Origin of the sequence: Paraburkholderia dioscoreae, assembly GCF_902459535.1 — a bacterium.
Lineage (GTDB): Bacteria > Pseudomonadota > Gammaproteobacteria > Burkholderiales > Burkholderiaceae > Paraburkholderia > Paraburkholderia dioscoreae.
On record NZ_LR699553.1, the window covers coordinates 2858582 to 2883863 of the forward strand.

20 protein-coding genes are annotated in these 25282 nt (G+C 62.5%); 5 read left to right on the forward strand and 15 right to left on the reverse strand.

Annotated features, from left to right (window positions below; translation table 11 throughout):
- Nucleotides 1-49 precede the first annotated feature (49 nt).
- Together PDMSB3_RS12835 and PDMSB3_RS12840 are read right to left on the reverse strand one after the other, a co-directional pair.
- Nucleotides 50-1222: a hypothetical protein gene (locus tag PDMSB3_RS12835; RefSeq protein ID WP_165186538.1), complete on the reverse strand. Its 1173-nt coding sequence runs from the start codon at nucleotides 1220-1222 to the stop codon at nucleotides 50-52.
- Nucleotides 1219-1719, reverse strand: coding sequence for a DUF4365 domain-containing protein (locus PDMSB3_RS12840; protein ID WP_165186541.1), 501 nt, complete (start codon nucleotides 1717-1719; stop codon nucleotides 1219-1221). The genes PDMSB3_RS12835 and PDMSB3_RS12840 overlap by 4 nt, the downstream gene beginning before the upstream one ends.
- A 658-nt stretch (nucleotides 1720-2377) precedes the next feature.
- On the opposite strand from PDMSB3_RS12840, the gene mutS reads away from it, so the two are divergent.
- Nucleotides 2378-5065: a DNA mismatch repair protein MutS gene (gene mutS / locus PDMSB3_RS12845; protein WP_165186543.1), complete on the forward strand. Its 2688-nt coding sequence runs from the start codon at nucleotides 2378-2380 to the stop codon at nucleotides 5063-5065.
- The gene (locus tag PDMSB3_RS12850) at nucleotides 5052-6410 is read left to right on the forward strand and encodes a hypothetical protein (RefSeq protein ID WP_007181365.1); all 1359 of its coding nucleotides are present in this window, start codon (nucleotides 5052-5054) and stop codon (nucleotides 6408-6410) included. Before mutS ends, PDMSB3_RS12850 begins: the two co-directional genes overlap by 14 nt.
- On the opposite strand, the gene PDMSB3_RS12855 is transcribed toward PDMSB3_RS12850, so the two are convergent.
- The gene (locus PDMSB3_RS12855; protein WP_007181364.1) at nucleotides 6390-6929 is read right to left on the reverse strand and encodes an FKBP-type peptidyl-prolyl cis-trans isomerase; all 540 of its coding nucleotides are present in this window, start codon (nucleotides 6927-6929) and stop codon (nucleotides 6390-6392) included. The genes PDMSB3_RS12850 and PDMSB3_RS12855 overlap by 21 nt on opposite strands.
- A gap of 32 nt (nucleotides 6930-6961) precedes the next feature.
- Here PDMSB3_RS12855 and PDMSB3_RS12860 point away from each other — a divergent pair, with 32 nt between their 5' ends.
- Together PDMSB3_RS12860 and PDMSB3_RS12865 are read left to right on the forward strand one after the other, a co-directional pair.
- Complete coding sequence (locus PDMSB3_RS12860) at nucleotides 6962-8221, forward strand: cupin domain-containing protein (protein ID WP_007181363.1); 1260 nt, start codon at nucleotides 6962-6964, stop codon at nucleotides 8219-8221.
- Between the two features lie 232 nt (nucleotides 8222-8453).
- Nucleotides 8454-8729: a hypothetical protein gene (locus tag PDMSB3_RS12865; protein ID WP_081435531.1), complete on the forward strand. Its 276-nt coding sequence runs from the start codon at nucleotides 8454-8456 to the stop codon at nucleotides 8727-8729.
- A gap of 152 nt (nucleotides 8730-8881) precedes the next feature.
- Here the strand turns inward: PDMSB3_RS12865 and PDMSB3_RS12870 are convergent, their stop codons facing one another.
- The 3 genes from PDMSB3_RS12870 to PDMSB3_RS12880 all read right to left on the reverse strand — a co-directional run bounded on the left by PDMSB3_RS12870 (nucleotide 8882) and on the right by PDMSB3_RS12880 (nucleotide 12486).
- Nucleotides 8882-11137 (reverse strand): ATP-dependent DNA helicase, encoded by a 2256-nt coding sequence (locus tag PDMSB3_RS12870; RefSeq protein ID WP_007181362.1) that lies wholly within the window; start codon nucleotides 11135-11137, stop codon nucleotides 8882-8884.
- A gap of 64 nt (nucleotides 11138-11201) precedes the next feature.
- Nucleotides 11202-11420, reverse strand: a complete 219-nt coding sequence (locus PDMSB3_RS12875; RefSeq protein WP_007181361.1) for a DUF465 domain-containing protein — start codon at nucleotides 11418-11420, stop codon at nucleotides 11202-11204.
- 127 nt (nucleotides 11421-11547) lie between these two features.
- Nucleotides 11548-12486: a hypothetical protein gene (locus PDMSB3_RS12880; RefSeq protein ID WP_007181360.1), complete on the reverse strand. Its 939-nt coding sequence runs from the start codon at nucleotides 12484-12486 to the stop codon at nucleotides 11548-11550.
- A gap of 402 nt (nucleotides 12487-12888) precedes the next feature.
- On the opposite strand from PDMSB3_RS12880, the gene PDMSB3_RS12885 reads away from it, so the two are divergent.
- The gene (locus tag PDMSB3_RS12885; RefSeq protein WP_035518025.1) at nucleotides 12889-15237 is read left to right on the forward strand and encodes a Tex family protein; all 2349 of its coding nucleotides are present in this window, start codon (nucleotides 12889-12891) and stop codon (nucleotides 15235-15237) included.
- A 177-nt stretch (nucleotides 15238-15414) separates the two neighbouring features.
- Here PDMSB3_RS12885 and PDMSB3_RS12890 read toward each other — a convergent pair whose 3' ends face one another.
- From PDMSB3_RS12890 to hfq, 9 genes are all read right to left on the reverse strand, one after another.
- Nucleotides 15415-17301 carry a potassium transporter Kup gene (locus tag PDMSB3_RS12890; protein ID WP_007181358.1) on the reverse strand — a complete coding sequence of 629 codons (1887 nt, stop codon included), beginning with the start codon at nucleotides 17299-17301 and terminating at the stop codon, nucleotides 15415-15417.
- 282 nt (nucleotides 17302-17583) lie between these two features.
- Complete coding sequence (locus PDMSB3_RS12895) at nucleotides 17584-18174, reverse strand: phosphoribosyltransferase (protein ID WP_007181357.1); 591 nt, start codon at nucleotides 18172-18174, stop codon at nucleotides 17584-17586.
- A gap of 2 nt (nucleotides 18175-18176) precedes the next feature.
- Entirely contained in the window at nucleotides 18177-19523 is a 1347-nt protein-coding gene (locus tag PDMSB3_RS12900) for an adenylosuccinate synthase (RefSeq protein WP_007181356.1), read from the reverse strand.
- Between the two features lie 204 nt (nucleotides 19524-19727).
- Nucleotides 19728-20879 (reverse strand): ATP phosphoribosyltransferase regulatory subunit, encoded by a 1152-nt coding sequence (locus tag PDMSB3_RS12905; protein ID WP_007181355.1) that lies wholly within the window; start codon nucleotides 20877-20879, stop codon nucleotides 19728-19730.
- A gap of 257 nt (nucleotides 20880-21136) precedes the next feature.
- The gene (locus PDMSB3_RS12910; RefSeq protein ID WP_007181354.1) at nucleotides 21137-21328 is read right to left on the reverse strand and encodes a DUF2065 domain-containing protein; all 192 of its coding nucleotides are present in this window, start codon (nucleotides 21326-21328) and stop codon (nucleotides 21137-21139) included.
- Between the two features lie 51 nt (nucleotides 21329-21379).
- Complete coding sequence (gene hflC / locus PDMSB3_RS12915) at nucleotides 21380-22282, reverse strand: protease modulator HflC (protein WP_007181353.1); 903 nt, start codon at nucleotides 22280-22282, stop codon at nucleotides 21380-21382.
- A gap of 12 nt (nucleotides 22283-22294) precedes the next feature.
- Nucleotides 22295-23683, reverse strand: coding sequence for an FtsH protease activity modulator HflK (gene hflK / locus PDMSB3_RS12920; RefSeq protein WP_165186546.1), 1389 nt, complete (start codon nucleotides 23681-23683; stop codon nucleotides 22295-22297).
- A gap of 49 nt (nucleotides 23684-23732) precedes the next feature.
- Nucleotides 23733-24947, reverse strand: a complete 1215-nt coding sequence (hflX, locus tag PDMSB3_RS12925; protein ID WP_007181351.1) for a GTPase HflX — start codon at nucleotides 24945-24947, stop codon at nucleotides 23733-23735.
- Nucleotides 24948-24977: 30 nt separating this feature from the next.
- Nucleotides 24978-25214 (reverse strand): RNA chaperone Hfq, encoded by a 237-nt coding sequence (gene hfq, locus PDMSB3_RS12930; RefSeq protein WP_006051315.1) that lies wholly within the window; start codon nucleotides 25212-25214, stop codon nucleotides 24978-24980.
- Nucleotides 25215-25282: the final 68 nt, after the last annotated feature.

Consider the following 25282-nt stretch of genomic DNA (forward strand, 5'->3'; position numbering starts at 1 on the left):
TCTGGCTTCGGCAATGAGCATCATTGCCTGCCCAAGGACTTCAATTCCGCTACCGCTTCGCCTTTTTTGGCTTGGGTTCTTCCTCTTGTGTGAACAAACCATCACCACTGTTGAGCACGCGAAAACCTGATGGGTTCAGCAATGTTGCGCTGCGCGGCTTGATGAGCACATCGCCCGAGCATCGAACTTCCGTATCCGATCCGTGGGCGGAGATTGCACGCTTATAGTCTCTCGGACCCAAGTCGATCTCAACCATCTTCTCGCTGTTCTCCACGACAGCCGCGACGAGAATCGTCCCATGCTTTTCGCCGTGCGCCCGATCGAGACGCTTAATGTAGCCTTGAACGGTCTTGTTTTTCGCGGTGTAGGTGCGCCTGTAATACGCGGAAGCTTTCTCCAAGCGCTCCACTTTTTCCTTTGCGAACGAAAACTTGACTGGCTTTGGTCTATCTTTGCCCGGGCGCAGCGGAGTGATCGAAATCTCGACCGCCCTGCTCTTGTCGCGGCCACTTATGCCCACCAACGCGTCGCACATGTTCGCGCTGGCCCCCGCCGCCACAGCTTCATCAAGCGCTTTGTGTTCGTCCTTCTTTTTGCTTTTCAGACTGACCGCGTGGCTGAGCGCCTTTAATCCTGACGACAGGTTTGAGATGACATTGTTCGTCATCGGCACGTCCTGCAGTGTCGGTTGATCGATCGGCGGCTCAGGCATCAGGGCAAACAGATTTACGACGTAACTCCCCTTGGTGGTTTGGCCCAACCTAAGGGTATCGAGAAACGCGTTGGTCACGGCCGTTGGCCGCTGGTGGTATTGCCTCTTTGTCAGATAGGACATGGCTGCTGCGATCAGCAACTCAAGGGCCTTCTCGTTTAGCGCCACTCCATCGATGGCCGGGATAGTGCCGCCCTCGACATCTTCGTGGACCACTCGGATGCTAATCACATCGCCGAAGCGGTCGCTTGCGGCAATTACGATATCTTCTGTCGTTCGACCTTCGAACTCGGCTATCGCCATCACCGCGTCCGCTAACCGAGGCAAAAAATCCTCGGCTTCTTCTGATGTCGGCAGCAACACCTGTGCATCGCTCTGATCCGCGTGGTGCCATATCGATGCGAACGGCCCGAGCGCGCCATAGTCGGCCCACCCCGACGCAATGAGATAAGACTGCAACTGAGTCCATCTCAGGTTGCCGATCTGTTTGATCACGTCATCGCGAGTCATGCGTGCTTCCCCTGGCTGGCCAACGTGATGAGGTGCAACAACGCGTCCGTGTCCAAACGCTGCGTCAGTGGAATATCGACCGTCACCTTCGATTTGTTTTTGATCGTCGGGTCATTCTTGATCGACATCCAATAGCACGTGTTGTGGAGACTCATGTATTGGGGGTGATGCCGGATCCAATCGCCGGTGTCGTCAGGCACGAGAAGCACGACCAAGTAGCGAGGAACGATGAGCCGATCGTTTTTCAGGTCGTCGTAGTTCTTCCGGGGAAGCGGAAACTTGATGAAGCCGTCCTTCACCATTCTTTGCGAAGTGGCTTTCAACTGTAGGCTGATCTTAGGAAACCGATTCTTGGTTGCCGTCGGGAATTTGCCGTCAACATCAAGGTCGATGCTTTGGTCGTCGACCTTCATATTCCCGGTGTTCAAGCCTGCCTGGCTCGCCATCGCATGGACGTATGCCACATTGAACTGCTCTTTTTGATTGGAATTGAACATGCAGCACTCGCTCCCGCGTCGGCCGGTCGCTCTCAACCCGGACCCATTTTGGTTTTTCGAATTGTAACGAAGAACCCAAGGTGCGGCTTCGACAAGTTTCCCTCACGGCGCCGGTCATGCAAGGAAGCACGACATGGTCGTTCATCTCGACGCGTTACGCACCGACACGGTTGCCGGCTTGGCCTGGCAGCGATTGCCAAATCCAACGTTGTGCGATTGACCGTGCTGCTTTCGGGTGCGGTCGGAACTGATCCGCAATGACGCATCGGGTCGCGACGCAGTTTCAGTTCACGCGTGTTAAGGCAAAGCAAATTTTCAACGCCTCCGACACTAGGAACATTGCGTGAGAGCACCGCGCTCAGATGTGCAACTTCACTGCCAACTGGTCTTCTAATGGAACTGGCTCGACCGGATGCATTTTTCTGTAGCCCAGCGCGGGATTTTTTCGTGAACGAGCGGGTGCTGGGCTACGGGTGGGCTACAAAATTGTCCTCTTTACACCCCAGATTTGGCTCTTAAGCGGCGCAACAATCCAACCTAAGTAATTGAAAAATAACGGTATGAGATTCCATTCGTCCTCGTCGTCGTGACACGCCAACTATTCTGCGATAATAGCGCGTCAGCCTAATCGGCATTGGAATTTTTTATTTAGAATCAAATGGTTACAAGAGACGAGAGCGTGCCGGCGGTAGAGCCGAAAATTACTCCAGGTATGCAGCAGTACCTACGCATCAAGGCGGAACATCCCGGCACGCTGGTGTTCTACCGGATGGGCGACTTCTACGAACTTTTTTTCGAAGACGCGGAAAAAGCCGCGCGCCTGCTCGATCTGACGCTAACACAGCGTGGCGCGTCGGCGGGCAATCCGATCAAAATGGCCGGCGTGCCGCATCACGCAGTCGAACAATATCTGGCCAAGCTGGTCAAGCTCGGCGAATCCGTTGCGATTTGCGAGCAGATCGGCGACCCGGCAACGTCGAAGGGTCCGGTCGAGCGCAAAGTGGTCCGCGTGGTCACGCCGGGCACGCTCACGGACGCCGCGCTGCTGTCCGACAAGAGCGACGTCTACCTGTTGGCCATGTGCGTCGCGCACAATCGGCGCGGTGTCGCGACCAGCGTCGGTCTCGCATGGCTGAATCTGGCAAGCGGCGCGCTGCGCCTCGCTGAACTCGCGCCGGACCAGGTGGCGGCCGCGCTCGAACGCATTCGTCCCGCGGAAATTCTGGTGGCCGACACGCCCGGCGACTCCGCAAGCTGGACGCCGCCGGTCAACGCCGGCGCCCTCACCCGCGTCCCGGTCTGGCACTTCGACATCACCTCGGGCACGCAGCGCTTGTGCGATCAGCTGGAAGTGGCCGGACTCGACGGTTTCGGCGCGCATTCGCTGACCTGCGCATGCGGCGCGGCCGGCGCGCTGCTGCTGTATGCCGCCGCCACGCAAGGCCAGCAATTGCGTCACGTGCGCAGCCTGAAGGTCGAGTACGAATCCGAATATATCGGCCTCGACCCCGCCACGCGCCGCAATCTCGAATTGACGGAAACACTGCGCGGCACGGAGTCGCCCACGCTGTGTTCGCTGCTCGACACCTGCTGTACGACGATGGGCAGCCGTCTGCTGCGTCACTGGTTGCATCATCCGCCGCGCGAATCGGCGGTGGCGCAGGCGCGTCAGCAGGCGATCGGCGCTTTGCTCGACGCGCCGCCGGGCGCGGGCGTCGACGCGTTGCGCGGCGCGTTGCGGCAGATCTCGGACATCGAACGGATCACCGGGCGTCTCGCGCTGCTGTCGGCGCGGCCTCGCGACCTGTCTAGCCTGCGCGACACCTTCATCGCGTTGCCCGAGTTGCGCACGCAGCTCGCGGCCGTTTCGCCGAATGCGGATTCGCTGGCCCGCATCGACGCCTCGCTCGAACCGCCGCAAGCCTGCGTCGAACTGCTCAGGCGCGCGGTCGCCGAGGAGCCATCGGCGATGGTGCGCGACGGCGGCGTGATCGCGCGCGGCTACGATGCGGAACTGGACGAATTGCGAGATATTTCGGAGAACTGCGGGCAGTTCCTGATCGACCTCGAAACTCGCGAGCGCGCACGCACGGGCATCGGCAATCTGCGCGTCGAGTACAACAAGGTGCATGGCTTCTATATCGAAGTCACGCGCGGCCAGACCGACAAGGTGCCGGACGACTATCGCCGCCGCCAGACGCTGAAGAACGCCGAACGCTACATCACGCCGGAACTGAAAACGTTCGAGGACAAAGCGCTGTCCGCGCAGGAACGCGCGCTCGCCCGCGAACGCTCGCTTTACGACGCATTGCTGCAGGCGCTGCTGCCTTTTATCCCGGATTGCCAGCGGGTCGCCTCGGCGCTTGCCGAACTCGATCTGCTGGCGGCCTTCGGCGAGCGTGCCCGCGCGCTGGATTGGGTCGCGCCCACGTTCTCTCCGAACGCCGGCATCGAGATCGAACAGGGACGGCATCCGGTTGTGGAAGCGCAGGTCGAGCAGTTCATCGCCAACGACTGCGCGCTTACGCCCGAGCGCAAACTGCTGCTGATCACCGGCCCGAACATGGGCGGTAAATCCACCTTCATGCGGCAGACCGCGCTGATCGCGCTGCTCGCCTATGTGGGCAGCTATGTGCCCGCGCGGCGCGCCGCCTTCGGGCCGATCGACCGTATCTTCACCCGTATCGGCGCAGCGGACGACCTCGCCGGCGGCCGCTCCACCTTCATGGTCGAGATGACAGAAGCCGCCGCGATCCTGAACGACGCCACGCCGCAAAGTCTCGTGCTGATGGATGAGATCGGCCGCGGCACGTCCACCTTCGACGGGCTCGCGCTGGCGTGGGCGATCGCGCGGCATCTGCTTGCGCACAACGGCTGCCATACGCTCTTTGCCACTCACTACTTCGAACTGACGCAACTGCCGGCGGAGTTTCCGCAGGCGGCCAACGTGCACCTGTCGGCGGTCGAGCATGGGCACGGCATCGTGTTCCTGCACGCGGTCAGCGAAGGTCCCGCCAATCAGAGCTACGGCCTGCAGGTCGCGCAACTCGCCGGCGTGCCGAACGCGGTGATTCGCGCGGCGCGCAAACATCTTGCGCATCTCGAACAGCAGTCGGCCGCGCAGCCCGCGCCGCAACTGGATCTGTTCGCCGCGCCCATGCCGATGCTGCTCGAAGACGCGGACGACGAGCGTGAGTCGAAAGCCGAAGCGGCTGTGCCGCCCGCCATGCAGGCGCTTGTCGAGCGTCTGCGCGGCATCGATCCGAACGATCTGCGGCCGCGCGAAGCACTCGATCTGCTGTACGAATTGCACGAACTGGCCGCCGTGCCGGATGCGGATCATTGACGCACCCAGGCGCCCGCAGCGTCCGCGCAAGCTCCGCGCGGCGCTGACTCTCGCCCTCACGCTCTCGGGCGGCGGCGTGCCGCTCGCGGGGTTGGCGGCGGGGTTGTCGACTTTCGCGCCGGCGGCCCACGCCGACACGCCGCGCTACACGTTCGCGGTCATCGCCAACACAATGCAAAGCGCCGCCGACGAAGCCCCCACGCAGCGGCTGATCGAAGCGATCAGCCGCGAGCACGACATGTCGTTCATCGTGTACGACGGCAATCTGAAGGGCGCCAAAGAGGCCTGCCGCGACGCGCTCTACGAACGTCGCCACGCGCTGCTCGAAACGTCGCGGCCCGCCCTCTTCTTCATTCCCGGCCAGCATGACTGGGCCGATTGCGGCACGGCCGAGGCCGGCGGTTTTGATCCCGTCGAACGGCTCGATCAGTTGCGTCAGACGCTCTTCGCCGACGCCACGTCGATGGGCCAAAACCCGATCGCCTTGACGCGTGAAAGCGAAGTCTCGCGCTTTCACCCCTATCGCGAGAACGTGCGCTGGCAAGTGGGCGATACCGTATTCGTCGGCCTGAATGCGCCGAGTCCGAACAATCATTATCTGACCGCGGGCGGCCGCAATGGCGAATTCGAAGATCGCGTGATCGCCAATGCATTCTGGCTCGAACATGCCGGCGAATATGCGAAACGCCGCGACGCGCGCGCAATTGTCGTGTTCATTCAAGGCGATCCGGACCCCGAGCGTTATGAACGTCCCGACCGTTTCGCGTGGCTGCGTTTTGCACGCAATACCCGCCGCGACGGCTTCCTGGAATTCAAACGCAGCCTCGTCAAGCTCGCGCAGATTTTCCGCGGACCGGTGCTGGTGATTCATTGCGACGACGAGCGTGCGAGCGCCGGCTTTGTGATCGATCAGCCACTACGCAATGACAAGGGAATGCTGGTGACGAATCTCACGCGTGTCGCGCTCGCGCCGCATGATCGTCTCAATCAGTGGATTCAGGTTGAAGCGGATCTCGGCAGGAAACCGCCGTTCCGCGTGAGTGTGCGCGATGTGCCGAGGCAAATGCCGATGCCCACGGCGCAACCCGTCATGCCGCGCGACGCGCCGGCGGCCTCGATGCCGGCTGTACCGGCGCTCGGACCCGCCTCGGAATTGCCGCCGCTGTTGCAGACGCCCGGGGATTCGCAACTGGATCAGCAACCGCGCATACCAGCCGATCAGGGCGGCGGCGGATACGGACCGGCCACCTCCACGCCGCCCGCCTCCGCTGCGCAGCCGCGCACGCCGGGCGCTTCTTCAAGCGTGCCCGGCATGCCCGCCAGCTCAATGCAGCGTGGGCCCTGACTTGTCTTCTTCATCGTCCTCGTCTTCGTCGAGAACTTCGAGGCCGTCGGCGCCGTGCGCATGTTCGTGCTGGATTTCGTCTTCGGTAGCCGGACGCACGTCTTTCACGGTCAACGCGAAACGCAGCGCCATGCCGGCGAGCGGATGGTTGCCGTCGAGCACGACTTTGTCTTCCGCAACGTCGGTCACCACGTAGACGAGCGAATCGAGATCCTCGTCGCCTTCTTCCGGCGTGCCTTCGAATTGCATGCCGACTTCGAGCGGTTCCGGGAAGCGATCGCGCGGCTCGATCTTCACGAGATCGGGGTCGTACTCGCCGAACGCGTCTTGCGGCTCCAGCTGGATCTGGGTCTCGAAGCCGGCCTCATGGCCGTCGAGCTCTTCCTCGATCTTGGGGAACGTGCCATCATAGCCGCCGTGCAGATAGACCATCGGCTCGTCGCTTTCCTCGATCAGATTGCCCTGCGCATCCGACAGCTTGTAAGCGACCGACACGACGGTGTTCTTTGCGATTTTCATTCGATTCTCCAGAATACAACTCACATTATACGATGCCCAAGCGGCCCACTGACCACCCGGCCGACGCTGCATCGGCACGGAATTCGTCGCCGGCTTCAAAGCCGGCTCTGCCCACTCTTCCGGTACTGCCGCCCTCTCCAGACACGCCGACAGCGCTGCTCGGCAATTTGACACCGTCGCAATTCATGCGCCGCTACTGGCAAAAAAAACCGCTGCTGATTCGCCAGGCGATACCGAACGTCGAGGCACCGCTCTCACGCGAAGAATTTTTCGAGCTGGCCGATCAGGACGAAGTCGAGGCACGTCTGATCACGCATTTCCGCAATAAATGGCAGCTGGAGCACGGCCCGTTCGCACCTGACGAACTGCCGTCGGCGAAGCAGCGCGCCTGGACGCTTCTCGTGCAAGGCGTGGATCTCCACGACGATCGCGCGCGCGCCTTGCTCGACCGCTTTCGCTTTGTGCCCGACGCTCGTCTGGACGACCTGATGATCTCGTATGCAACCGACGGCGGCGGCGTAGGCCCCCACTTCGATTCCTACGATGTGTTTCTATTGCAAGTAAAAGGCAAGCGCCGCTGGCGCATCGGCGCGCAGAAAGATCTGACACTGCAAGCCGGCTTGCCTTTGAAAGTTTTACAGAATTTCCAGGCCGAAGAGGAATGGCTGCTCGAACCGGGCGACATGTTGTACCTGCCGCCGCACATCGCGCATGATGGGATCGCCGAAGGCGAATGCATGACCTGCTCGATCGGTTTTCGCGCGCCTTCCACGAGCGAGTTGACCGCGCAATTCCTCTATCATCTGGCCGAGCGAGGCGAATCGGCAGGCAACGCCGGCGCGCTTTATCGCGACCCGCAGCAGCCGGCTGTCGAGCGTCCGGCGGAGCTGCCCGCAGCGCTTGTCGAAAGGGTTGGCGCAATCCTTGCTGGCATCAAATGGAAAGAGCAGGATATTGCGTCGTTCCTTGGCACGTATCTCAGTGAACCCAAGCCGAGTGTCGTCTTTGATCCGCCGCAAAGGCCGCTTAATGAAGCACGTTTCATCAGTCAGGCATCGAAGTCAGGTATTCGGCTGGACCGCAAGACTAATTTGTTGTACAACCGCCGTTTTTTCTTCATAAATGGAGAGGAAACATCATTCGATGGCGCAAAAAAGTGGTTGTTTGACCTCGCAGATTGCCGGTGTATGAGTGCGAAACGCTTTGTAACACTCTCGCACGATTCGCCGGTGACAGCACGGCTACACGAGTGGTATTGTGCGGGCTGGATACAAGTGGGCGAGCTTGCGTAACTCTGCCTGCCTGCTATACCGTACAGTGAAATTTTGTATGAGAAAGACAACGTATTGACCCCGGATTTATGGATTGTCAGTACGAAAGTGCATATAATTTCCGCCCAAGCCGTAGGGAAGATTCCAGCTCGTCAAAAGAGCGTCTCCACCAGCGGCCCAGGTCGGTGTTGGAGCACATTACCGGTTTTATTTTGCGCTGTTGCTTACCTTTAAACCATAAAAGGACGTGATCATGAAGAAATCCCTCCTCGTAGCATCCCTGTTGGCAGCTGTGGCACTGGCTGCATGCAACAAGAGCAACGACCAGGCAGCTGCCCCGGCTAGCGACGCAGCTGCTGCTTCGGCACCGGCTGCTGCAGCTTCGGATTCGGCTGCTGCTGCTTCGGGTGCTGCTGCTGCTGCGAGCGACGCTGCTGCTTCGGCTACGTCCGCTGCTTCGGACGCAGGTGCTGCTGCTTCGGACGCCGCTGCTTCGGCTGCTGCTCCGGCTTCGGGCGCAAGCCAGTAAGCTGTCGCATAGGGCTCGCCTCTGGGCGAAACTGCATCGGGAAATCACCTCGATTTCCCGATGCAGTAAAGCAAAACGCCACGGATTCACATCCGTGGCGTTTTGTCATTTAAGCGCCGCTATTTGCAGTAGCGCTTATTGATTCCGATCAGCTATTGCGCCGGTGTTTCATTCTCTTCGAAAAACTCGCGAACCACCTCGATCTCTCGCGTGCGTTTAAATGGCGGCAGGCTCTGCCATATACGGCGCCCATACGGTTTGTCGACGAGTCGCGTATCGCAGATCATCAGCACGCCGCGATCGGTCTCCGCGCGAATCAGACGCCCTGCTCCCTGCTTCAGTGTGATCACGGCCTGCGGCAACTGATGCACGGCGAACGGGCTCAAACCCTTTTTGGTCAGCGCGTCGAGACGCGCCGACAGAACCGGATCGTCGGGCGGCGCAAACGGCAGCTTGTCGATCACTACCAGCGACAATGCGTCGCCGCGCACGTCCACGCCTTCCCAGAAACTCTGGCTGCCCACCAGAATCGCGTTGCCATATGAGCGAAAGCGATCCAGCAGCTCGGTGCGGCTCGCGTCGCCCTGCACGAGCAGCGGATAGCTCCAGCCGCGTGCTTCGATCGTGTCGCGCAGCTTGGCCGAAATGCGGTCCACCGCGCGCAGCGTCGTGCACAACATGAAAACGCCGCCGCCCGACGCCTCGATCGCCGGCAATGCGGCGTCGAACACGGCGTCGGTGAACATCGGCGAAGACGGCTGCGGCAAATTGCGCGGCACGTATAGCAGCCCCTGCGTCGAATAATCGAAGGGACTGGGCAACGTCATCGAGCGTTTCGCGTTCAGGCCCATCTGCGCGGCGTAGTGAGTGAAATCGCCGCGCACCGAGAGCGTGGCCGACGTGAAAATCCACGCGCGCGGCACGCCGGCGCGCTGCTTCGCGAAGATCGGCGCGACCGACAACGGCGTTTCGTGCAACTGCACGGTATGCGAGAAGACTTCGATCCAACGCACCTTTTCGTTCGGGTCGGCGCGCTCGGCTTTGCCGTCGGCTGAGGCAGCGTCAGCGTCCTCGCGCTCGGCCTCCGTGGGCGGCGTGGTCCAACCGGCAAGCACGCCTCGCAGTTCGCGTGCGCGGCGCAGACAAGCGCCGATCGATTCGGCTCGCTCGGCCTGGCCCGCCAGCGCGGACGTGAGGGCATCGAGCTCGGTCTCCAGCGTTTCCAGTGCGGGGAACAATGGATGGTCGTCCGGCAGTTGGCCGATCGACAGGCGCACCGAGTCTTCCTTGAAGGCAAGCCGCACATCGCGCGCCGCGCGCTCGAGCGTCGAGCCGAGCGTGACCCAATCGACCGTCTCGCGCGCATGACCCAGCCCCTCGGCCACCGAATCGCGAGCCAGCTCCAGAAACTGCGTGGTCGAGAGCGTCTCGCCGAAAAACAGCGTTGCGGTTTCGGGCAACTGGTGCGCTTCGTCGAAGACGATGGTGTTGGCGGTGGGCAGCAGTTCAGCCATGCCCGTATCGCGCAACATGATGTCGGCGAAAAACAGATGGTGATTCACCACCACGATATCCGCCTGCTGCGCCTCGCGGCGCGCCTGCATTACGAAGCAGTCCTTGTAATGCGGGCACTCCTGGCCAAGACAGTTTTCGCGTGTCGACGTGACCATCGACCACACCGCCGCCGTTTCGGGCACGCTGGCCAGTTCGGCCTTGTCGCCGGTGCGCGTGATCTTGGCAAAGCGCACGATATCCTGCAGATAGGAGGTTTCCTGGCGCGATGGCAGACGGCCGTTATCCGCTGTGCGCTGCAGATAGTAGTGGCACAGGTAATTCGCGCGCCCCTTGAGCATCGCGACCGAAACCGGCACCGCGAGCGCGTCGCGCACAGTCGGAATATCGCGCTGAAAAAGCTGATCCTGCAGATGCTTCGTGCCGGTGGAGACGATCACCTTGCCGCCCCATAGCATGGCCGGCACGAGATACGCGTAAGTCTTGCCCGTGCCCGTACCGGCTTCGACGATCAGCGTGTTTTCGCTGCCGTCGAGCCCGCCCGATTCGGCGCCCTCAGCGGCCTCGGCGGCGGCATCCGCACCCGGCGCCTGCAGACGGCGTGCCGGCCGCTTCTGCGCCTCGAACATCGCGGGCTCGGGCATCGCGCGGCCCGACGCTTCCATTGCCGCGGCCACCGCGCGCGACATTTCTATCTGCGACGCCCGCGAGCGGTAGCCGTCGATCTGCCGCGCCAGCAAGCCGTTGTCGGCGAAGATCTCGTCCAGCTCGGCGGCGCGGCGCGGGTTCAGCGACGCGCTCAGTGCGGACGCGGCAGGACGCGGCGCCGGTGTAACGACACTGGCTGCGTCGTCGCCCGGCGTGGCACGGGATGAAGTTTCAAGCGGTGAATTCAAGGCAAGCGTTTCCTGCAAAGTCCGGCTCGCGCGGCGCGCGCCCGGCGCCTGCCAGGCCGCGAACTCAGGCGCGTGCGTCCGGTTCGAGCTGCAATTGCAGCAAGATGATGGTGTCTTTGACTTTGAGTTTGCGCTTTTTCAGGCGCTGCAACTCGAAGTCGTCGATGCCGGGCTCATCCGACATTCGGTCGATCAGGCGATCGAGCCCACTATGCTCCGATTCCAGTTGCAGAATACGGTCGCGAAGTGTGTCCGCGTTAATGACGTGATGTTGATCGCGCATACTCGCCTCCTCTCGTCGACGGCGCGGGCGGCGTGTGCTGCCCGATACCTGAGGTTGCTGTCCGGCTTAAAACGCGTTACGGCGACTACGGCCCTGCCACGCAGTCTCAGGGCCTACTCCGGGAATCTTACTGCTGCTCCTGTTGCTGCTTCTGCTGCTCTTCGAGTTGCTGCTGCTTCAATGCGTCCTGACGTTTCTGTTCGGCTTTCTCGGCCGCCTGTTTCTGACGTGCTTCCACGTCGGCCTTGTGCTGTGCCGCGTCCGCCTGCTTCTTCTCGAAAGTCTGCTGCTTCTGCACGCGCTCCTGAGCCTTCTGCGCACCCTGCGCACGCGCCTCGTCGAGCTTGCGCTGGAAGTCGGCCTGCTTCTGATCGTACGCCTGCTGGTTGGCCGCCGCCTGCGACGGGCTGACGCCGCGCTGCGCCTGATCCAGCGCATGTTGACGCTGCTTCTCCTGATAGGCCTGTTCATTCGCGCTGCGCTGCGGCGCCTCGGCGGCGCGCTGCGCCTGATCGAGCTGATGCTGGCGCTGCTTGTCTTCGTAAGCCTGCGCGTTGCGCGCGTCTTCGGCGGCACGCTGCGGCGCGCTCGCTTCGTCCTGTGCGCGTTTGAACGCGGCCTGTTCGTCGCGGGTGCGGGCGCGCTGCGCGCGCTGTTCGCCGTCGAGCGCGAGCTGTTCCTTGCGAATATCGGCCTGCACCGAGCGCATGTTGTCGCGCGCCTTGTTCAGGCAATAGTTGACGAAGAACTTGCTATAGCAGTCGTGTTCCGCAACGCCGTAGCGATAGTTGTTCTCCTCGGTACGCTGATCCAGGACTTTTTGCCGCGCGTCGAAAGCACTCTCCTGCGGGACCGCGTTGCCGGCGTTGTCCGTGCCGTCGCCGGTCGTTCCGCCCTGCGCATTCGTGACGCTCGCGGCCTCCCCGCCCGACGCTGCGGCCGGCGCGAGCGCGCCGGCGGGCCGCGCAACGTTGCTGCTCGCCGGCGTTATGGATTGCGCCGCAGCCGGTGTGGACGCGGCCAACGCGGCGGCGAGGACACATGACGCGCACGACGCGACAAGCATCCCACTGGGAAGAAACGGGAACCTGAACACCGGGCGCGGAGCCGATACGAGCGAGCCGACCGGTGAGCGCGACACGAGCGGCGAAAAACGCGACAGCGAGCGCGCCAGGAAACGCGACGATAAAAACAACGGCAGTTGTGTCAAGCGAGAGACCAAGCGGGAGCCCAGGCGGTTGAGGGACAAGGAGATCGGCAACGTCGTAGAGGGTCAACGGAACATGCCCGAAATTCTATCACCCTGCGGTTGAGCCCTTTTGCATTTATGGCAAAATGCCCCGCTCCAGCAACCTGGTCGCAGCGCGCACGCCCGGCGTGCCCCGACGTGCCACGTGGCCCTCATGTGCCGCCCACGTCCGGTCAGCGCGCGGCCTCCGAACTGAGTCCGCAGGAACACCAAGACCTTATGACGGAAACCGTAGCACTCAAGATCGTACAGCGCATCGCCGCCGAACTGTCCGTCCAGCCGCGCCAGGTCGCGGCCGCGGTGCAACTTCTCGACGAAGGAGCGACTGTTCCGTTCATCGCCCGCTACCGTAAGGAAGTGACCGACAATCTCGACGACACGCAATTGCGTAACCTCGAGGAACGCCTGCTGTATCTGCGCGAGCTGGAAGACCGGCGCGCCGCGATCATCGCCAGCATCGACGAACAGGGCAAGCTCACGGACGAACTGCGCGCCGCGATCGAAGGCGCCGACAGCAAGCAGGTGCTGGAAGACCTGTATCTCCCGTACAAGCCGAAGCGCCGCACGCGCGCGCAGATCGCCCGCGAAGCCGGTCTGCAGCCGCTCGCCGACGCGCTTCTCGCCAATCCCCTGCTCGACCCGCAAACCGAAGCCGCCGCCTACGTGGACGCCGAGAAAGGTGTCGCCGACGTGAAGGCCGCGCTCGACGGCGCGCGCGACATTCTCTCGGAGCAGTTCGGCGAAACGGCCGAGTTGCTCGGCAAGCTGCGCGACTACCTGTTCAACCAGGGCGTGGTGTCGTCGAAAGTGGTGGAAGGCAAGGAAAACGCCGAAGAAGAGAAGTTCCGCGATTACTACGACTACTCGGAAACCATCCGGACCGTGCCGTCGCATCGCGCGCTGGCGCTGTTCCGCGGCCGCAACGCGGGCGTACTGATGGTCAAGCTGGGCTTGGGCGAGGAACTCGACGCGCAGGTGCCGCATCCGGGCGAAGCGCTGATCGCGCGCCACTTCGGCATCGCGAATCAGAACCGTCCGGCCGACAAGTGGCTCTCCGACGTGTGCCGCTGGTGCTGGCGCGTGAAGGTGCAGCCGCATATCGAAAACGAGCTGCTGACCAATCTGCGCGACGAGGCCGAGCACGAAGCAATCCGCGTGTTCGCGCGCAATCTGAAAGACTTGCTGCTGGCCGCGCCCGCCGGACCGAAGGCCGTGATCGGCCTCGATCCGGGCATGCGCACCGGCGTGAAAGTCGCGGTGGTCGATCGGACCGGCAAGGTGCTCACCACCGACGTGATTTATCCGCACGAACCGCGCCGCGACTGGGACGGCTCGATCGCGAAACTCGCGCGCATCTGCGCGCAGACACAGGCTGAACTGATCAGCATCGGCAACGGCACGGCGTCGCGCGAAACGGACAAGCTCGCGAGCGAACTGATCGCGCGTCATCCGGAATTCAAGCTGCAGAAGATCGTCGTGTCCGAAGCCGGCGCGTCGGTGTACTCGGCGTCGGAGCTCGCGGCGAAGGAATTCCCCGACATGGACGTGTCGCTACGCGGCGCCGTGTCGATTGCGCGCCGTCTGCAGGATCCGCTCGCGGAACTGGTGAAGATCGAACCGAAGGCGATCGGCGTCGGCCAGTATCAGCACGACGTGAACCAGCGCGAACTGGCCCGTTCGCTCGACGCGGTGGTGGAAGACTGCGTGAACGCCGTCGGCGTGGATGCGAATACCGCGTCCGTCGCCCTGCTCGCCCGCGTGTCGGGTCTGAACGCCACGCTGGCGCGCAATATCGTCGACTATCGCGATGCGAACGGCCCGTTCCCGTCGCGCGAACATCTGCGCAAGGTGCCGCGTCTGGGCGACAAGACGTTCGAACAGGCAGCCGGCTTCCTGCGCATCAACAACGGTGAGAATCCGCTCGACCGTTCGTCGGTTCACCCGGAAGCGTATCCGGTCGTCGAACGCATGCTCGCGAAAATCAGCAAGCATGTCGGCGAAGTGCTGGGCAATCGGGATGCGTTGCGCGGCTTGTCGCCCGCGGAATTCGTCGACGATCGTTTCGGCCTGCCGACCGTGCGCGACATTCTGCTCGAACTCGAAAAGCCGGGCCGCGACCCGCGTCCCGAATTCAAGACCGCGACGTTCCGTGAAGGTGTCGAAAAGGTCAGCGATCTGACGCCGGGCATGGTGCTCGAAGGCGTGGTGACGAACGTGGCCGCGTTCGGCGCATTCATCGACATCGGCGTGCATCAGGACGGTCTGGTGCACGTGTCGGCCATGTCCACGAAGTTCATCAAGGATCCGCATGAAGTCGTCAAGGCCGGCCAGATCGTCAAGGTGAAGGTGCTGGAAGTCGACGTGAAGCGCCAGCGTATCGCGCTGACCATGCGGATGGACGACGAAGTCGGTGTAGCCGCGGCACGCAGCGGTGGCGGCGCCCAGCAGGAGCGTGGCGGCGCGGGCCGCTCGGGCGGCGGTGGACGCGGCGCGCCGCAACAGCGTTCGCGCGAGCCGGAACCGGGCGGCGCGATGGCGGCTGCCTTCGCCAAGCTCAAGCAGAAGTAAGCTCGCCGCGCCTGGCGCGCGATTCGCTCACGCGCCAGTTGCGCTGGTTGCCCTTGCCGGGCATGACATAGTGCGCGCTCACTCGGTCAGCCAGTAAAAAAGCCCACGCAAAAAATTTCCGCGTGGGCTTTTTTTTACGCCCTCCGCAAGGGGACGTTGGCGAATCAGCAGCGACTATCAGATCTCGATCTTCGTCCCCAACTCCACCACCCGGTTGGCCGGAATACTGAAGAAGTCCGTCGGCTTCGCGGCGTTCTGGTGCATCCACGCGAACACCCGTTCGCGCCACACCGACATGCCCGGCAATTGCGTCGGCACCACCGTTTCGCGCGCGAGGAAGAACGACGTGTCCATCAATTCGAAAGTCATGTCATGCGTGCGGCCGACTTCGAGCAGGACCGCCTTCACGTCCGGCGTTTCGTTGAACCCGTAGGCCGCCTTGACGAGATACAGACCGCCGTCGATATCCTTCACCGTCACACGCTCTGCGTCGTTCACGTATGGAATATCGCGCGTCACGAAGGTCAGGAAAATGGTGCGCTCATGCAGCACCTTGTTGTGCTTCAGATTGTGCAGCAGGCTCACCGGCACGAGCGAATCGCTGCCGGTCAGATAGATCGCGGTACCCGACACGCGGTGCGGCGGATGCGCGAGCAGCCCTTGCAGGAACGGCATGAGCGGAATACCGTCGGCCGCCGTGCGTTCCTTGACAATCATGCGGCCCTTGTACCAGGTCATCAGCAGGAAGAACAGCAACGCGCCGATGCCGAGCGGCAGCCAGCCTCCCTCCTCGACCTTCAGCAGATTGGCGCCGAAAAAGCCCAGATCGACCGTCATGAATACGCCGATGATCAGCGCCACCAGCAGCTTGTTCCAGTTCCACACTTTCACCATCACGACGCAGGCGAGAATCGTGGTGATCACCATGGTGGCCGTCACCGCGATACCGTATGCGGCCGCGAGATTGTCCGAACTCTTGAAGGCGATCACGATGCACAGAATGATGAACAGCAGCATCCAGTTCACCACCGGCACATAGATCTGGCCGATCGCCAGTTCCGACGTGTGCAGAATCTTCATGCGCGGCACGTAGCCGAGCTGGATTGCCTGGCTCGTCAGCGAATAGGCGCCGGAAATCACCGCCTGCGAGGCGATCACCGTCGCGACGGTGGACAGCACGACGAGCGGCAGCAACGCCCAGTCCGGCGCGAGCAGGAAGAACGGATTTTCGATGGCTTTCGGATCGTGCATCAGCAGCGCGCCCTGGCCGAAGTAGTTCAGCACCAGCGACGGCATCACCAGCACGTACCACGCCATGCGGATCGGCTTCGCGCCGAAGTGGCCCATGTCGGCGTACAGCGCTTCGGCGCCGGTCAGCACCAGCACGACCGAGCCGAGCACGACGTAGGCCTGCAGCACGTGCGCAGCCATGAAGGTGTAAGCGTAGTACGGGTTGAGCGCGCGGATCACGTTCGGCGACTGCAGGATGTGCCACAGGCCGAGCGCCGCGAGCACCACGAACCACAACACCATGATCGGACCGAACAGGCGGCCGACCATGGCCGTGCCATGCCGTTGAATCCAGAACAGCAGGATGAGGATCACGATCGTGAGCGGCAGCACCAGATGCGACAGATGTGGTGCGGCGATCTCCAGACCTTCGACCGCCGAGATCACCGAAATGGCCGGTGTAATCACCGCGTCGCCGTAGAACATGCAGGCGCCGAAAATGCCCAGCATCATCAGCAAGCCCGCCATCTTCGACTTCCCGTCGAGCGAGCGCAACGCCAGCGCCATCAGCGCGAGAACGCCGCCCTCACCGTTATTGTCCGCGCGCATCACGAACAAAACATATTTGACGCCGACTACGATCACGATCGCCCAGAACAGCAGCGAGATCACGCCAAGAATGGATTGATCGGTCAGCGGAATGCCGTGCGATGGGCTGAAGGCTTCTTTCAGCGAGTACAACGGGCTCGTGCCGATATCGCCGAATACCACTCCAATCGCAGCAATGGCGAGGGAAGGCAGAGGCTGTTTGTGCTCGTGATTGTTATCTGTCATAAACGCGAGAAAATCCGTTCCCTGGGCGGGAAAAACGATCGCTATTCTAAACTGCCCATCTGGCACCGCCCGGCTTGTTGTGGATACACCACGTGATGGTCCGCGCAGTGTAGCACCGCGATATGAGCGCGTCTGCTGCGCAAGCCGTATTGTCCACATCGCCGATGCGCGGTTTGCGAGGCGCACACGCACAGTGCGCAAACAAAAAAACGGAGCCCATTGGGCTCCGTTTTGCGAGACTACGCGGGATACGACGCAACAGGTTCGGCGCCGAAGTGTACATCACGCCCCCGACGACTCCTGCGCTTGTGCCGTGCCGCGCTTGATCCACGCGCCGAGGTTATGCGGACGCACCGTGTCCCATTCCTCGAACGGTTGATGGATCCACGGATTGGTGGGCAGATACTGCACGTGGTAGTCGGGCTTCACCTTCGAGCAGCCCTTGTACCAGAGCACCGCCGAACGCACCGCGGTGATCGCCGGATAACGTTCTTTCAGATGCTGCTGAACACGCGCGAGCGTCACGCCCGAATCGACCAGGTCGTCGACCAGCAGCACATTGCCGTGCAACTCGCCGCGCGTCATGGTGATGTATTGCGCGATGTCGAGTTCGCCCTGCTCCGTGCCGGCCGCCTCACGATACGAACTCGTGGCAAGAATCGCCAGCGGCAGATCGTAAATGCGCGAGAGCTGATCGCCGACACGCAAACCGCCGCGCGCAAGGCACAGGATCTTGTCGAATTTCCAGCCCGACTCGTGCACCTGCAACGCCAGCAGTTCGATCAACCGGTGATACTCGTCCCAGCCGACCCACAGGTTCTTGTCGTCGTTGCGCGGATCTTTCATCGCAATCATGGGTACACCTTGCACCATGTTTAAACCTTGAACGGATGACGAAGCAGGATGGTCTCATCGCGATCCGGACCGGTCGACACCATGTCGATCGGAATGCCCGCAACCTCCTGCACACGCGACAGATACGCGCGCGCATTCGCCGGCAGCTTGTCCCATTCCTTGATGCCAACCGTGCTTTCCTTCCAGCCCGCGAAGGTTTCGTACACCGGCTCGCAACGCGCGACTTCCGACGCGCCACGCGGCAGCAGGTCGACTTGCTTGCCGTCCACCGTGTAGCCGACGCACAGCTTCACTTCGTCCAGACCGTCGAGCACGTCGAGCTTGGTCATGCACAGACCCGATACGCCGTTGATCTGGATCGAGCGGCGCAGTGCAGCGGCGTCGAGCCAGCCGGTGCGGCGCGGACGGCCGGTGACCGAGCCGAATTCCTTGCCGACCGTGGCCAGTTCGAGGCCGATCGCTTCCTGACGGGCGGCGTTATCCGCGTCGTACAGTTCGCTCGGGAACGGGCCCGAGCCGACGCGCGTGCAGTACGCCTTGGTGATGCCGAGAATGTAGTTCAGCTTTTGCGGACCGACACCCGCGCCTGCCGTGGCCGCACCGGCCACGCAGTTGCTCGATGTGACGAACGGATACGTGCCGTGGTCGATGTCGAGCAGCGTGCCTTGCGCGCCTTCGAACAGCAGGTTGCTGCCGGCCGCGTTGACGTCGTACAGACGGCGCGACACGTCGGTCACCATCGGCTTCAGACGGTCGGCATAGCTGAGCATCGTGTCGAGCGTTTGCTGGAAGTCGACCGCGGCGACGCCCAGATATTGCGTCAACACGAAGTTGTGATAGTCGAGGTTTTCACGCAGACGTTCGGCAAAAGTCTCGGGCTCGAACAGATCCTGCACGCGCAAACCGCGGCGTGCCACCTTGTCTTCGTAAGCCGGGCCGATGCCGCGGCCGGTCGTGCCGATCTTGCCCGCGCCACGGCGCGCTTCGCGGCCCTGGTCGATGGCGATGTGATACGGCAGGATCAGCGTGGTGGCTTCGGAAATGAAGAGGCGATTCTGGACATCGATCCCGGCGGCTTCGAGCTCGCCGATTTCCTTGAACAGCGCTTCCGGCGACAACACGACGCCATTGCCGATGTAGCACGCGACGCCGGGATGCATGATGCCCGACGGAATCAGGCGCAAGATGGTTTTCTTGCCGCCGATGATAAGCGTGTGGCCGGCATTGTGACCGCCCTGGAAGCGAACGACGCCTTGAGCGTGGTCCGTCAGCCAGTCGACGATCTTGCCCTTGCCTTCATCACCCCATTGGGTTCCCACGACGACGACGTTACGCCCGGGGTTCACATTCACTGCGCTGGCAGACATGTTGTTTCGTAAGCTGGTTAAAAACGTATTCTACCTATGTTCGCGGAACCTTCCGAATTTTTCCGTTTCCGCTCAACGGTATGCACGTTATGGTGGGTATAGCGAAAGTGGCGCGGCCAACGGCCGCGCCGTGCTTCGGCGACACGTTCGGCGCCGTCTGACATGCCATGAGGATCGCCCTCTGGCGGGTCTGCCGGAACGCGCTCAGGCGCGCGGTTCGACGACCCAGTTACCGCTGCGTTCGACCAGCACGCGGTCGAACGCGAATTCATCGAGATCGTGTTCGTGGCCAGGCAGCGCCTGAATCACCACCTCGCCGGCATCGCGCAACGCGGCCACGCTCACGCGCAATGCCTCGTCGTGCTGCCACGGCGCGAGAATCGCGCTGCTGCGCGCTTCGACCGGCGAAATCCGCGCCACTTCGCGCAGATCGAGCGAAAAGCCGGTTGCCGCCCGCGCGCGGCCATACGCTTGACCCACGTGGTCGTAACGGCCGCCCCGCGCCACCGCATTCGGTACGCCGTCCACATACGCCGAGAACATCACGCCGCTGTGGTACGCATAGCCGCGCAGATCGGCGAGATCGATCATGACTTCGGCGCCGTCCACCTGGCTCGCGAGGAACGCGAGGTCGTCGAGCGCGCGGGCAATGGCCGGCATATTGGGCAGGCGTGCGCGGGCTTCGTCGAGCACTGAAGCGTCGCCGTACAACGTGGGCAGCGCGCGCAACGCGTCGCGAATCGCCGGCGTGAGGTTGGCCGTCAGTTCGACGAGGCGCGGCACGTCCTTGCCCGCGAGCGCGTCGTAGAGCGACTGGCCGAGTTCGGCCGCTGCCGGTTCGGCTTCGATCAGCGCGGCGAGCACGCCCGCATGGCACAGATCGAGGCGCACTTTCGCAAGGCCGGCCAGACGCAGCGCGTCGAGCATCAGTTGCTGGATTTCCAGGTCCGCTTCGAGGCCGGCGTGGCCGTAGATTTCCGCGCCGATCTGAATCTGCTCGCGCGTGGCGTGCAGGCCGCGCGGACGCGTATGCGCGACGTTGCCCGCGTAGCAAAGACGCGTCACGCCCTGGCGATTCAACAAATGTGCGTCGATCCGCGCGACCTGCGGCGTAATGTCCGCGCGCAGACCGAGCGTGCGTCCGGACAGCTGATCGACGAGCTTGAAGGTGCGCAGATTCAGATCGTGTCCGCCGCCGGTGAGCAGCGACTCGATATATTCGAGCAACGGCGGCATGACCATCTCGTAGCCATACGAACGGAAACGGTCCAGCAGATGGCGCCGCAATTCTTCGATCTTGCGGGCTTCCGACGGCAGCACGTCGGCAATATTCTCGGGAAGTAACCAGGTCGACATCGATACAGTCCTACGACGTTGAACACGGCGGCTGGGTGCGCCGGTAAGTGAGTGTGAATGGCGGGCGGCGGCTCGATTTTGGCGGCTACCGCGGGCGTTCGGGCCGCTTGCGAAGAGCGCTTCCGACGATTGTCCGCAGGCGTTGCAGTTGTAGTTGCTTTGCGCGCCGTTCGGGAACCAACCGCCGGCAGTGGCCGCCGTTTGCAGTTGGCCTCAAGCCTTCGCGCACCATCAGGCTGGCACCAAAAGAGATCCCTTCAGGTCACGATAAACAGCAGGATCAGCCCGAGCACCATCACGATCAGGCCGCCCACGCGAATCTGATGCGGCGGCCGTTCCGCTATTTTACGGAACGTGTCGCGCCAGGCGCTCGGAAAAACGAAGGGAAACATCCCTTCAATAATCAGCATCAACGCGATCGCGAGCAATAACGAGCCGGCTATATCCATGCGAATGAAGGGGCCGCGATGCGGATGCCGCGGCGTTCCGGTTTCCGGTTATCAGTGTTTGCGTGGGACCGCGGGAGCGTCCGGGGCGGCGCCGCCGGTCGGGCTACGCATGAAGCGGAAGAACTCGTTGCTCGGGTCGACCACGATCACGTCGCCCGGCTTGAAGGTGTTCCTATACGCCTGCATGCTTTGATAGAACTGATAGAACTGCGGGTCGGTGCCGTACGCCTCGGCGGCGATTTCCGCAGCCTTCGCATCGCCCTCGCCCTTGATGGTTTGCGCCTGACGATAACCGTCCGCGAGAATTGCCTGTTGCTGGCCGAGCGCGTCCTGCCTGATCTTGTCGGCCTCGGCCGTGCCCTTCGCGCGCTCGTCGGCCGCGACCTGCTGACGCGCGGCGATCATCCGCTTGTAGACGGAGTCCGCCATCGACGCGGGGAAGTCGACACGCGTCAACTGCACGTCGACCACCGACACGCCGAGCGATGCCGCAGCCTTGTCCATCGCGGCGCGCGCTTCGTCGGCGACGGCCTGCTGGCGGGCCAGCGCGTCGGACAGCGTGACCTTCGCGAACGCATCGCCGAGCGCGCTGCGCGACAGCAAGGCGAGCCGGTCCGGCAAGCTCTGCGCATCGCCTCTGGTTTCGGCAAGCAGCTTCAGCGGATCGGTCACGCGATATTTGACGACCGGGTTGGCCAGCAGATCGGTTTTATCGGACGTCATGTAGCGGTCTTCGTCCGGTGCATCGAGCGACTGGATGCGGTTATCGACCAGCGTGACCGTTTGCAACGGCGGCGGCAGTTTGACGTGCAGCCCGGGGCCGAGCAGGCTCGGCGCCTTGTCGCCATGCGACGACAGCACGGCCAGATGACGCTGATCGACGACGAACACCATCGACGAAGCGGCAAACAGCACGATGACGACAGCCACGACGAGCGCAATGATCCTGTTCATGATGTGCGCTCCTTATTGAACGTCGTCTTCGCGCATACGGCTGCGGAAGGAGTCGCGTGAGCGCAGCGCGTCGCTGCTGGCTGCGGCCTGGCTGGCGGGCGCGGCAACTGCTGCCGGCGCGGAAGCAGCGGCGCCGGTTGCGGAGGCAGACGGCGTGGCCGAAGGCAATGCGGCACCGCTCGCCGCTTGCGGCGCGGCAGCAGCCACGGCGCCCGAGGCGGCGGCCGCGTCGGTCACCCGCTGACGGGTCTGTTCGACCAGCTTGTCGAGCGGCAGATACAGCACATTGTTGCCGCTCTTGCTGTCCACAAACACCTTGGTCGTATTCGAATAGATCTGCTGCATGGTTTCCAGATACATGCGCTCGCGAATCACAGCGGGCGCTTTCGAGTACTGCGCGTAGACCTGCTTGAAGCGCTCGGCGTCGCCCTGCGCCTGGGCGACCGTCTTGTCGCTGTACGTTTTGGCTTCGTCGATCTGGCGAGCCACGTCGGCTTGCGCGCGCGGCAACAGATCCGCGGCATAGGCCTCGGCATCGCGTTTCGCGCGCTCGTTTTCCTGACGGACTTTCGCGGCGTCGTCGAACGCGGCTTGCACCTGGTCGGGCGCCTGCACACCCTGGATCGTCACACCGGTCACGGCGAGTCCGGACTGGTATTCATCCAGGGATTGCTGGATCGCCGCCATCAGCTGCTGGCGAATTGTTTCGCGATCCTGATAGAGAATGTCATTGCTGCTGCGCGCGCCGACGATGCTGCGCACCGCCGCCTGAGCGGCCTGCGTCACGCCCTGATCGGGATCGACGCTGCGGAACAGGTAGTCGGTCGGCTTCCTCACCTGGTATTGCACCGCGAAGCGCACGTCGACGATGTCCGCGTCGTGTGTGAGCATCGACGCGTCTTTCACGTTCGCGACTCGCACCACGTTATTGCGGCCAATCTCCACCTGGCGGATCTGGCCGATATTGACGAGCTCATGCGCTTCGAACGGATATGGCAAACGCCAGTGCACACCCTGCCCGGCCGTGTAGCGATATTTGCCGAATTGCATCACGACGCCGGCCTGGCCGTCCTGCACGACGAACACGCCGCTGCCGAGATAAATGGCCAGCAGCACACCGATCACAATGCCAACGCCGATGCGCGCACCCCGACCGTTGTCCGGCCGGCCGCCACCCGCGCCGCCGCCCTTGCGGCCGAACACGCGGCTCAAACGGCGGTTGAAATCGCGCCACATCTCGTCGAGATCGGGCGGGCCTTCACCGTCCTTGCTCGGCGGACGCCTGGGCTCGTTTGGACGTTGCCGGTCGCCATTGCCGTCCCCCCGGCCCCAGCGCGGATCGTTCAGTGAAAGCATGGCGCGCATGCGCAGCCAGATACTCCGCTCGTTGTAATCGTTCACCTGTGTTCGTTCACCAGAGTAGACAGCGGGTCAGTGCAATTGGAACGGGTCAATGCCCGAGTTCTGGAACCTTGCGGTCGTCGCGTGGTGCCGCCGACCGGTCTTCTTCCGAAAGATCGACCAGCGTTTCGGGAAGAGGTTCGGCAGTAGCGATTTCAGCGATGGCAGCGCGCAGTGTGTCCAGCCCCTGCCCTGTGCGCGCGCTCAAAAAGACGCGCGAAATATTACCATACTCGTCCCGCTCGACCGCGTCCCCACGGGCTGCCAACTCCGGCACCGCGTCGATCTTGTTGAAGACCAGCACCTGCCGGATGGTGTCCGCACCGATTGCGTGCAACACCTCGTTCACCTGATCGATCTGATCGAGCCGCACCGCGCTCGACGCATCGACCACGTGCAGCAGCAGGTCGGCGTGAATGGTTTCTTCAAGCGTGGCGCGAAATGCCGCCACCAGTTGGTGAGGCAGTTCGCGAATGAAACCGACCGTATCGGACACCACGACCTGCCCCGCTTCGTCGCCGAGATAGACGCGCCGCGAGGTCGTATCCAGCGTCGCAAACAACTGGTCGGCGGCGTACGCCTGAGCCTTGGTGAGCGCGTTGAACAGCGTGGATTTACCCGCGTTCGTGTAACCGACGAGCGACACGGACATGGTCTGATTGCGGCTGCGCGCACGACGCTGCGTGCCGTGCTGACGGCGCAATTTCTCGAGCCGCGTCTTAAGCGCCTTGATGCGCTCGCCGATCAAACGGCGGTCGGTTTCGAGCTGCGTTTCACCCGGGCCGCGCAAACCGATACCGCCTTTTTGCCGCTCCAGGTGAGTCCATGCGCGGATTAGTCGCGTGGAAAGGTACTGCAACTGCGCGAGTTCCACCTGCAGTTTGCCTTCATGGCTGCGGGCGCGTTGCGCAAAAATGTCGAGGATCAGACTGGTGCGATCGATCACGCGCCGGTTAAGCGCCTGCTCCAGATTGCGCTGCTGCGCAGGCGCCAGAGCATGATTGAAAATGACGAGTTCGATGTCGTTCGCCTCACACGCAAGACGCAGTTCTTCGGCCTTGCCGCTGCCGACGAACATCTTGGCATCGGGGCTGGACCGGCGCCCGGTGAGGGTGACCAGGGGATTCGCGCCCGCGCTTTGCGCGAGCAGGCTGAGTTCTTCGAGACTGGCTTCGAAATCGATCTTACCGAAGTCGATGCCGACAAGCGCTGCATTGATCAAATTGGAGGATATCAAAATGAGGCGGCCGGGAGTAATCGCCAACGGGCGACGTTACGCCGGCCGCGACGAGGGTTAGGACTGTTCGGAATCCGGGTGGAAATTCACCGGACGGGCTGGCACGACAGTCGAGATTGCGTGCTTGTAGACCATCTGGGTGACCGTATTCCGGAGCAACACGACGTACTGGTCGAACGATTCGATGTTCCCTTGAAGCTTGATGCCGTTGACCAGATAGATCGACACCGGCACATGCTCTTTACGCAGTGCGTTCAAAAACGGGTCTTGTAACAATTGCCCTTTGTTGCTCATAGCAAACTCCGTATTTTTTTGCAGGTTGACTTAATTGACGACGAAGAAAAAGAGATCCGCCGTCAACC

What these genes read in the sequence shown, in the direction of transcription:
- hfq (WP_006051315.1), bottom strand. Translation starts at nt 25,214, where the DNA reads ATGAGCAACAAAGGGCAATTGTTACAAGACCCGTTTTTGAACGCACTG.
- PDMSB3_RS12885 (WP_035518025.1), top strand. Translation starts at nt 12,889, where the DNA reads ATGACGGAAACCGTAGCACTCAAGATCGTACAGCGCATCGCCGCCGAA.
- PDMSB3_RS12875 (WP_007181361.1), bottom strand. Translation starts at nt 11,420, where the DNA reads ATGCGCGATCAACATCACGTCATTAACGCGGACACACTTCGCGACCGT.
- PDMSB3_RS12895 (WP_007181357.1), bottom strand. Translation starts at nt 18,174, where the DNA reads ATGGTGCAAGGTGTACCCATGATTGCGATGAAAGATCCGCGCAACGAC.
- PDMSB3_RS12880 (WP_007181360.1), bottom strand. Translation starts at nt 12,486, where the DNA reads ATGCTTGTCGCGTCGTGCGCGTCATGTGTCCTCGCCGCCGCGTTGGCC.
- PDMSB3_RS12855 (WP_007181364.1), bottom strand. Translation starts at nt 6,929, where the DNA reads ATGAAAATCGCAAAGAACACCGTCGTGTCGGTCGCTTACAAGCTGTCG.
- PDMSB3_RS12840 (WP_165186541.1), bottom strand. Translation starts at nt 1,719, where the DNA reads ATGTTCAATTCCAATCAAAAAGAGCAGTTCAATGTGGCATACGTCCAT.
- PDMSB3_RS12865 (WP_081435531.1), top strand. Translation starts at nt 8,454, where the DNA reads ATGAAGAAATCCCTCCTCGTAGCATCCCTGTTGGCAGCTGTGGCACTG.
- PDMSB3_RS12910 (WP_007181354.1), bottom strand. Translation starts at nt 21,328, where the DNA reads ATGGATATAGCCGGCTCGTTATTGCTCGCGATCGCGTTGATGCTGATT.
- PDMSB3_RS12905 (WP_007181355.1), bottom strand. Translation starts at nt 20,879, where the DNA reads ATGTCGACCTGGTTACTTCCCGAGAATATTGCCGACGTGCTGCCGTCG.
- PDMSB3_RS12900 (WP_007181356.1), bottom strand. Translation starts at nt 19,523, where the DNA reads ATGTCTGCCAGCGCAGTGAATGTGAACCCCGGGCGTAACGTCGTCGTC.
- mutS (WP_165186543.1), top strand. Translation starts at nt 2,378, where the DNA reads ATGGTTACAAGAGACGAGAGCGTGCCGGCGGTAGAGCCGAAAATTACT.
- PDMSB3_RS12850 (WP_007181365.1), top strand. Translation starts at nt 5,052, where the DNA reads ATGCGGATCATTGACGCACCCAGGCGCCCGCAGCGTCCGCGCAAGCTC.
- PDMSB3_RS12890 (WP_007181358.1), bottom strand. Translation starts at nt 17,301, where the DNA reads ATGACAGATAACAATCACGAGCACAAACAGCCTCTGCCTTCCCTCGCC.
- PDMSB3_RS12860 (WP_007181363.1), top strand. Translation starts at nt 6,962, where the DNA reads ATGCCCAAGCGGCCCACTGACCACCCGGCCGACGCTGCATCGGCACGG.
- hflC (WP_007181353.1), bottom strand. Translation starts at nt 22,282, where the DNA reads ATGAACAGGATCATTGCGCTCGTCGTGGCTGTCGTCATCGTGCTGTTT.
- PDMSB3_RS12835 (WP_165186538.1), bottom strand. Translation starts at nt 1,222, where the DNA reads ATGACTCGCGATGACGTGATCAAACAGATCGGCAACCTGAGATGGACT.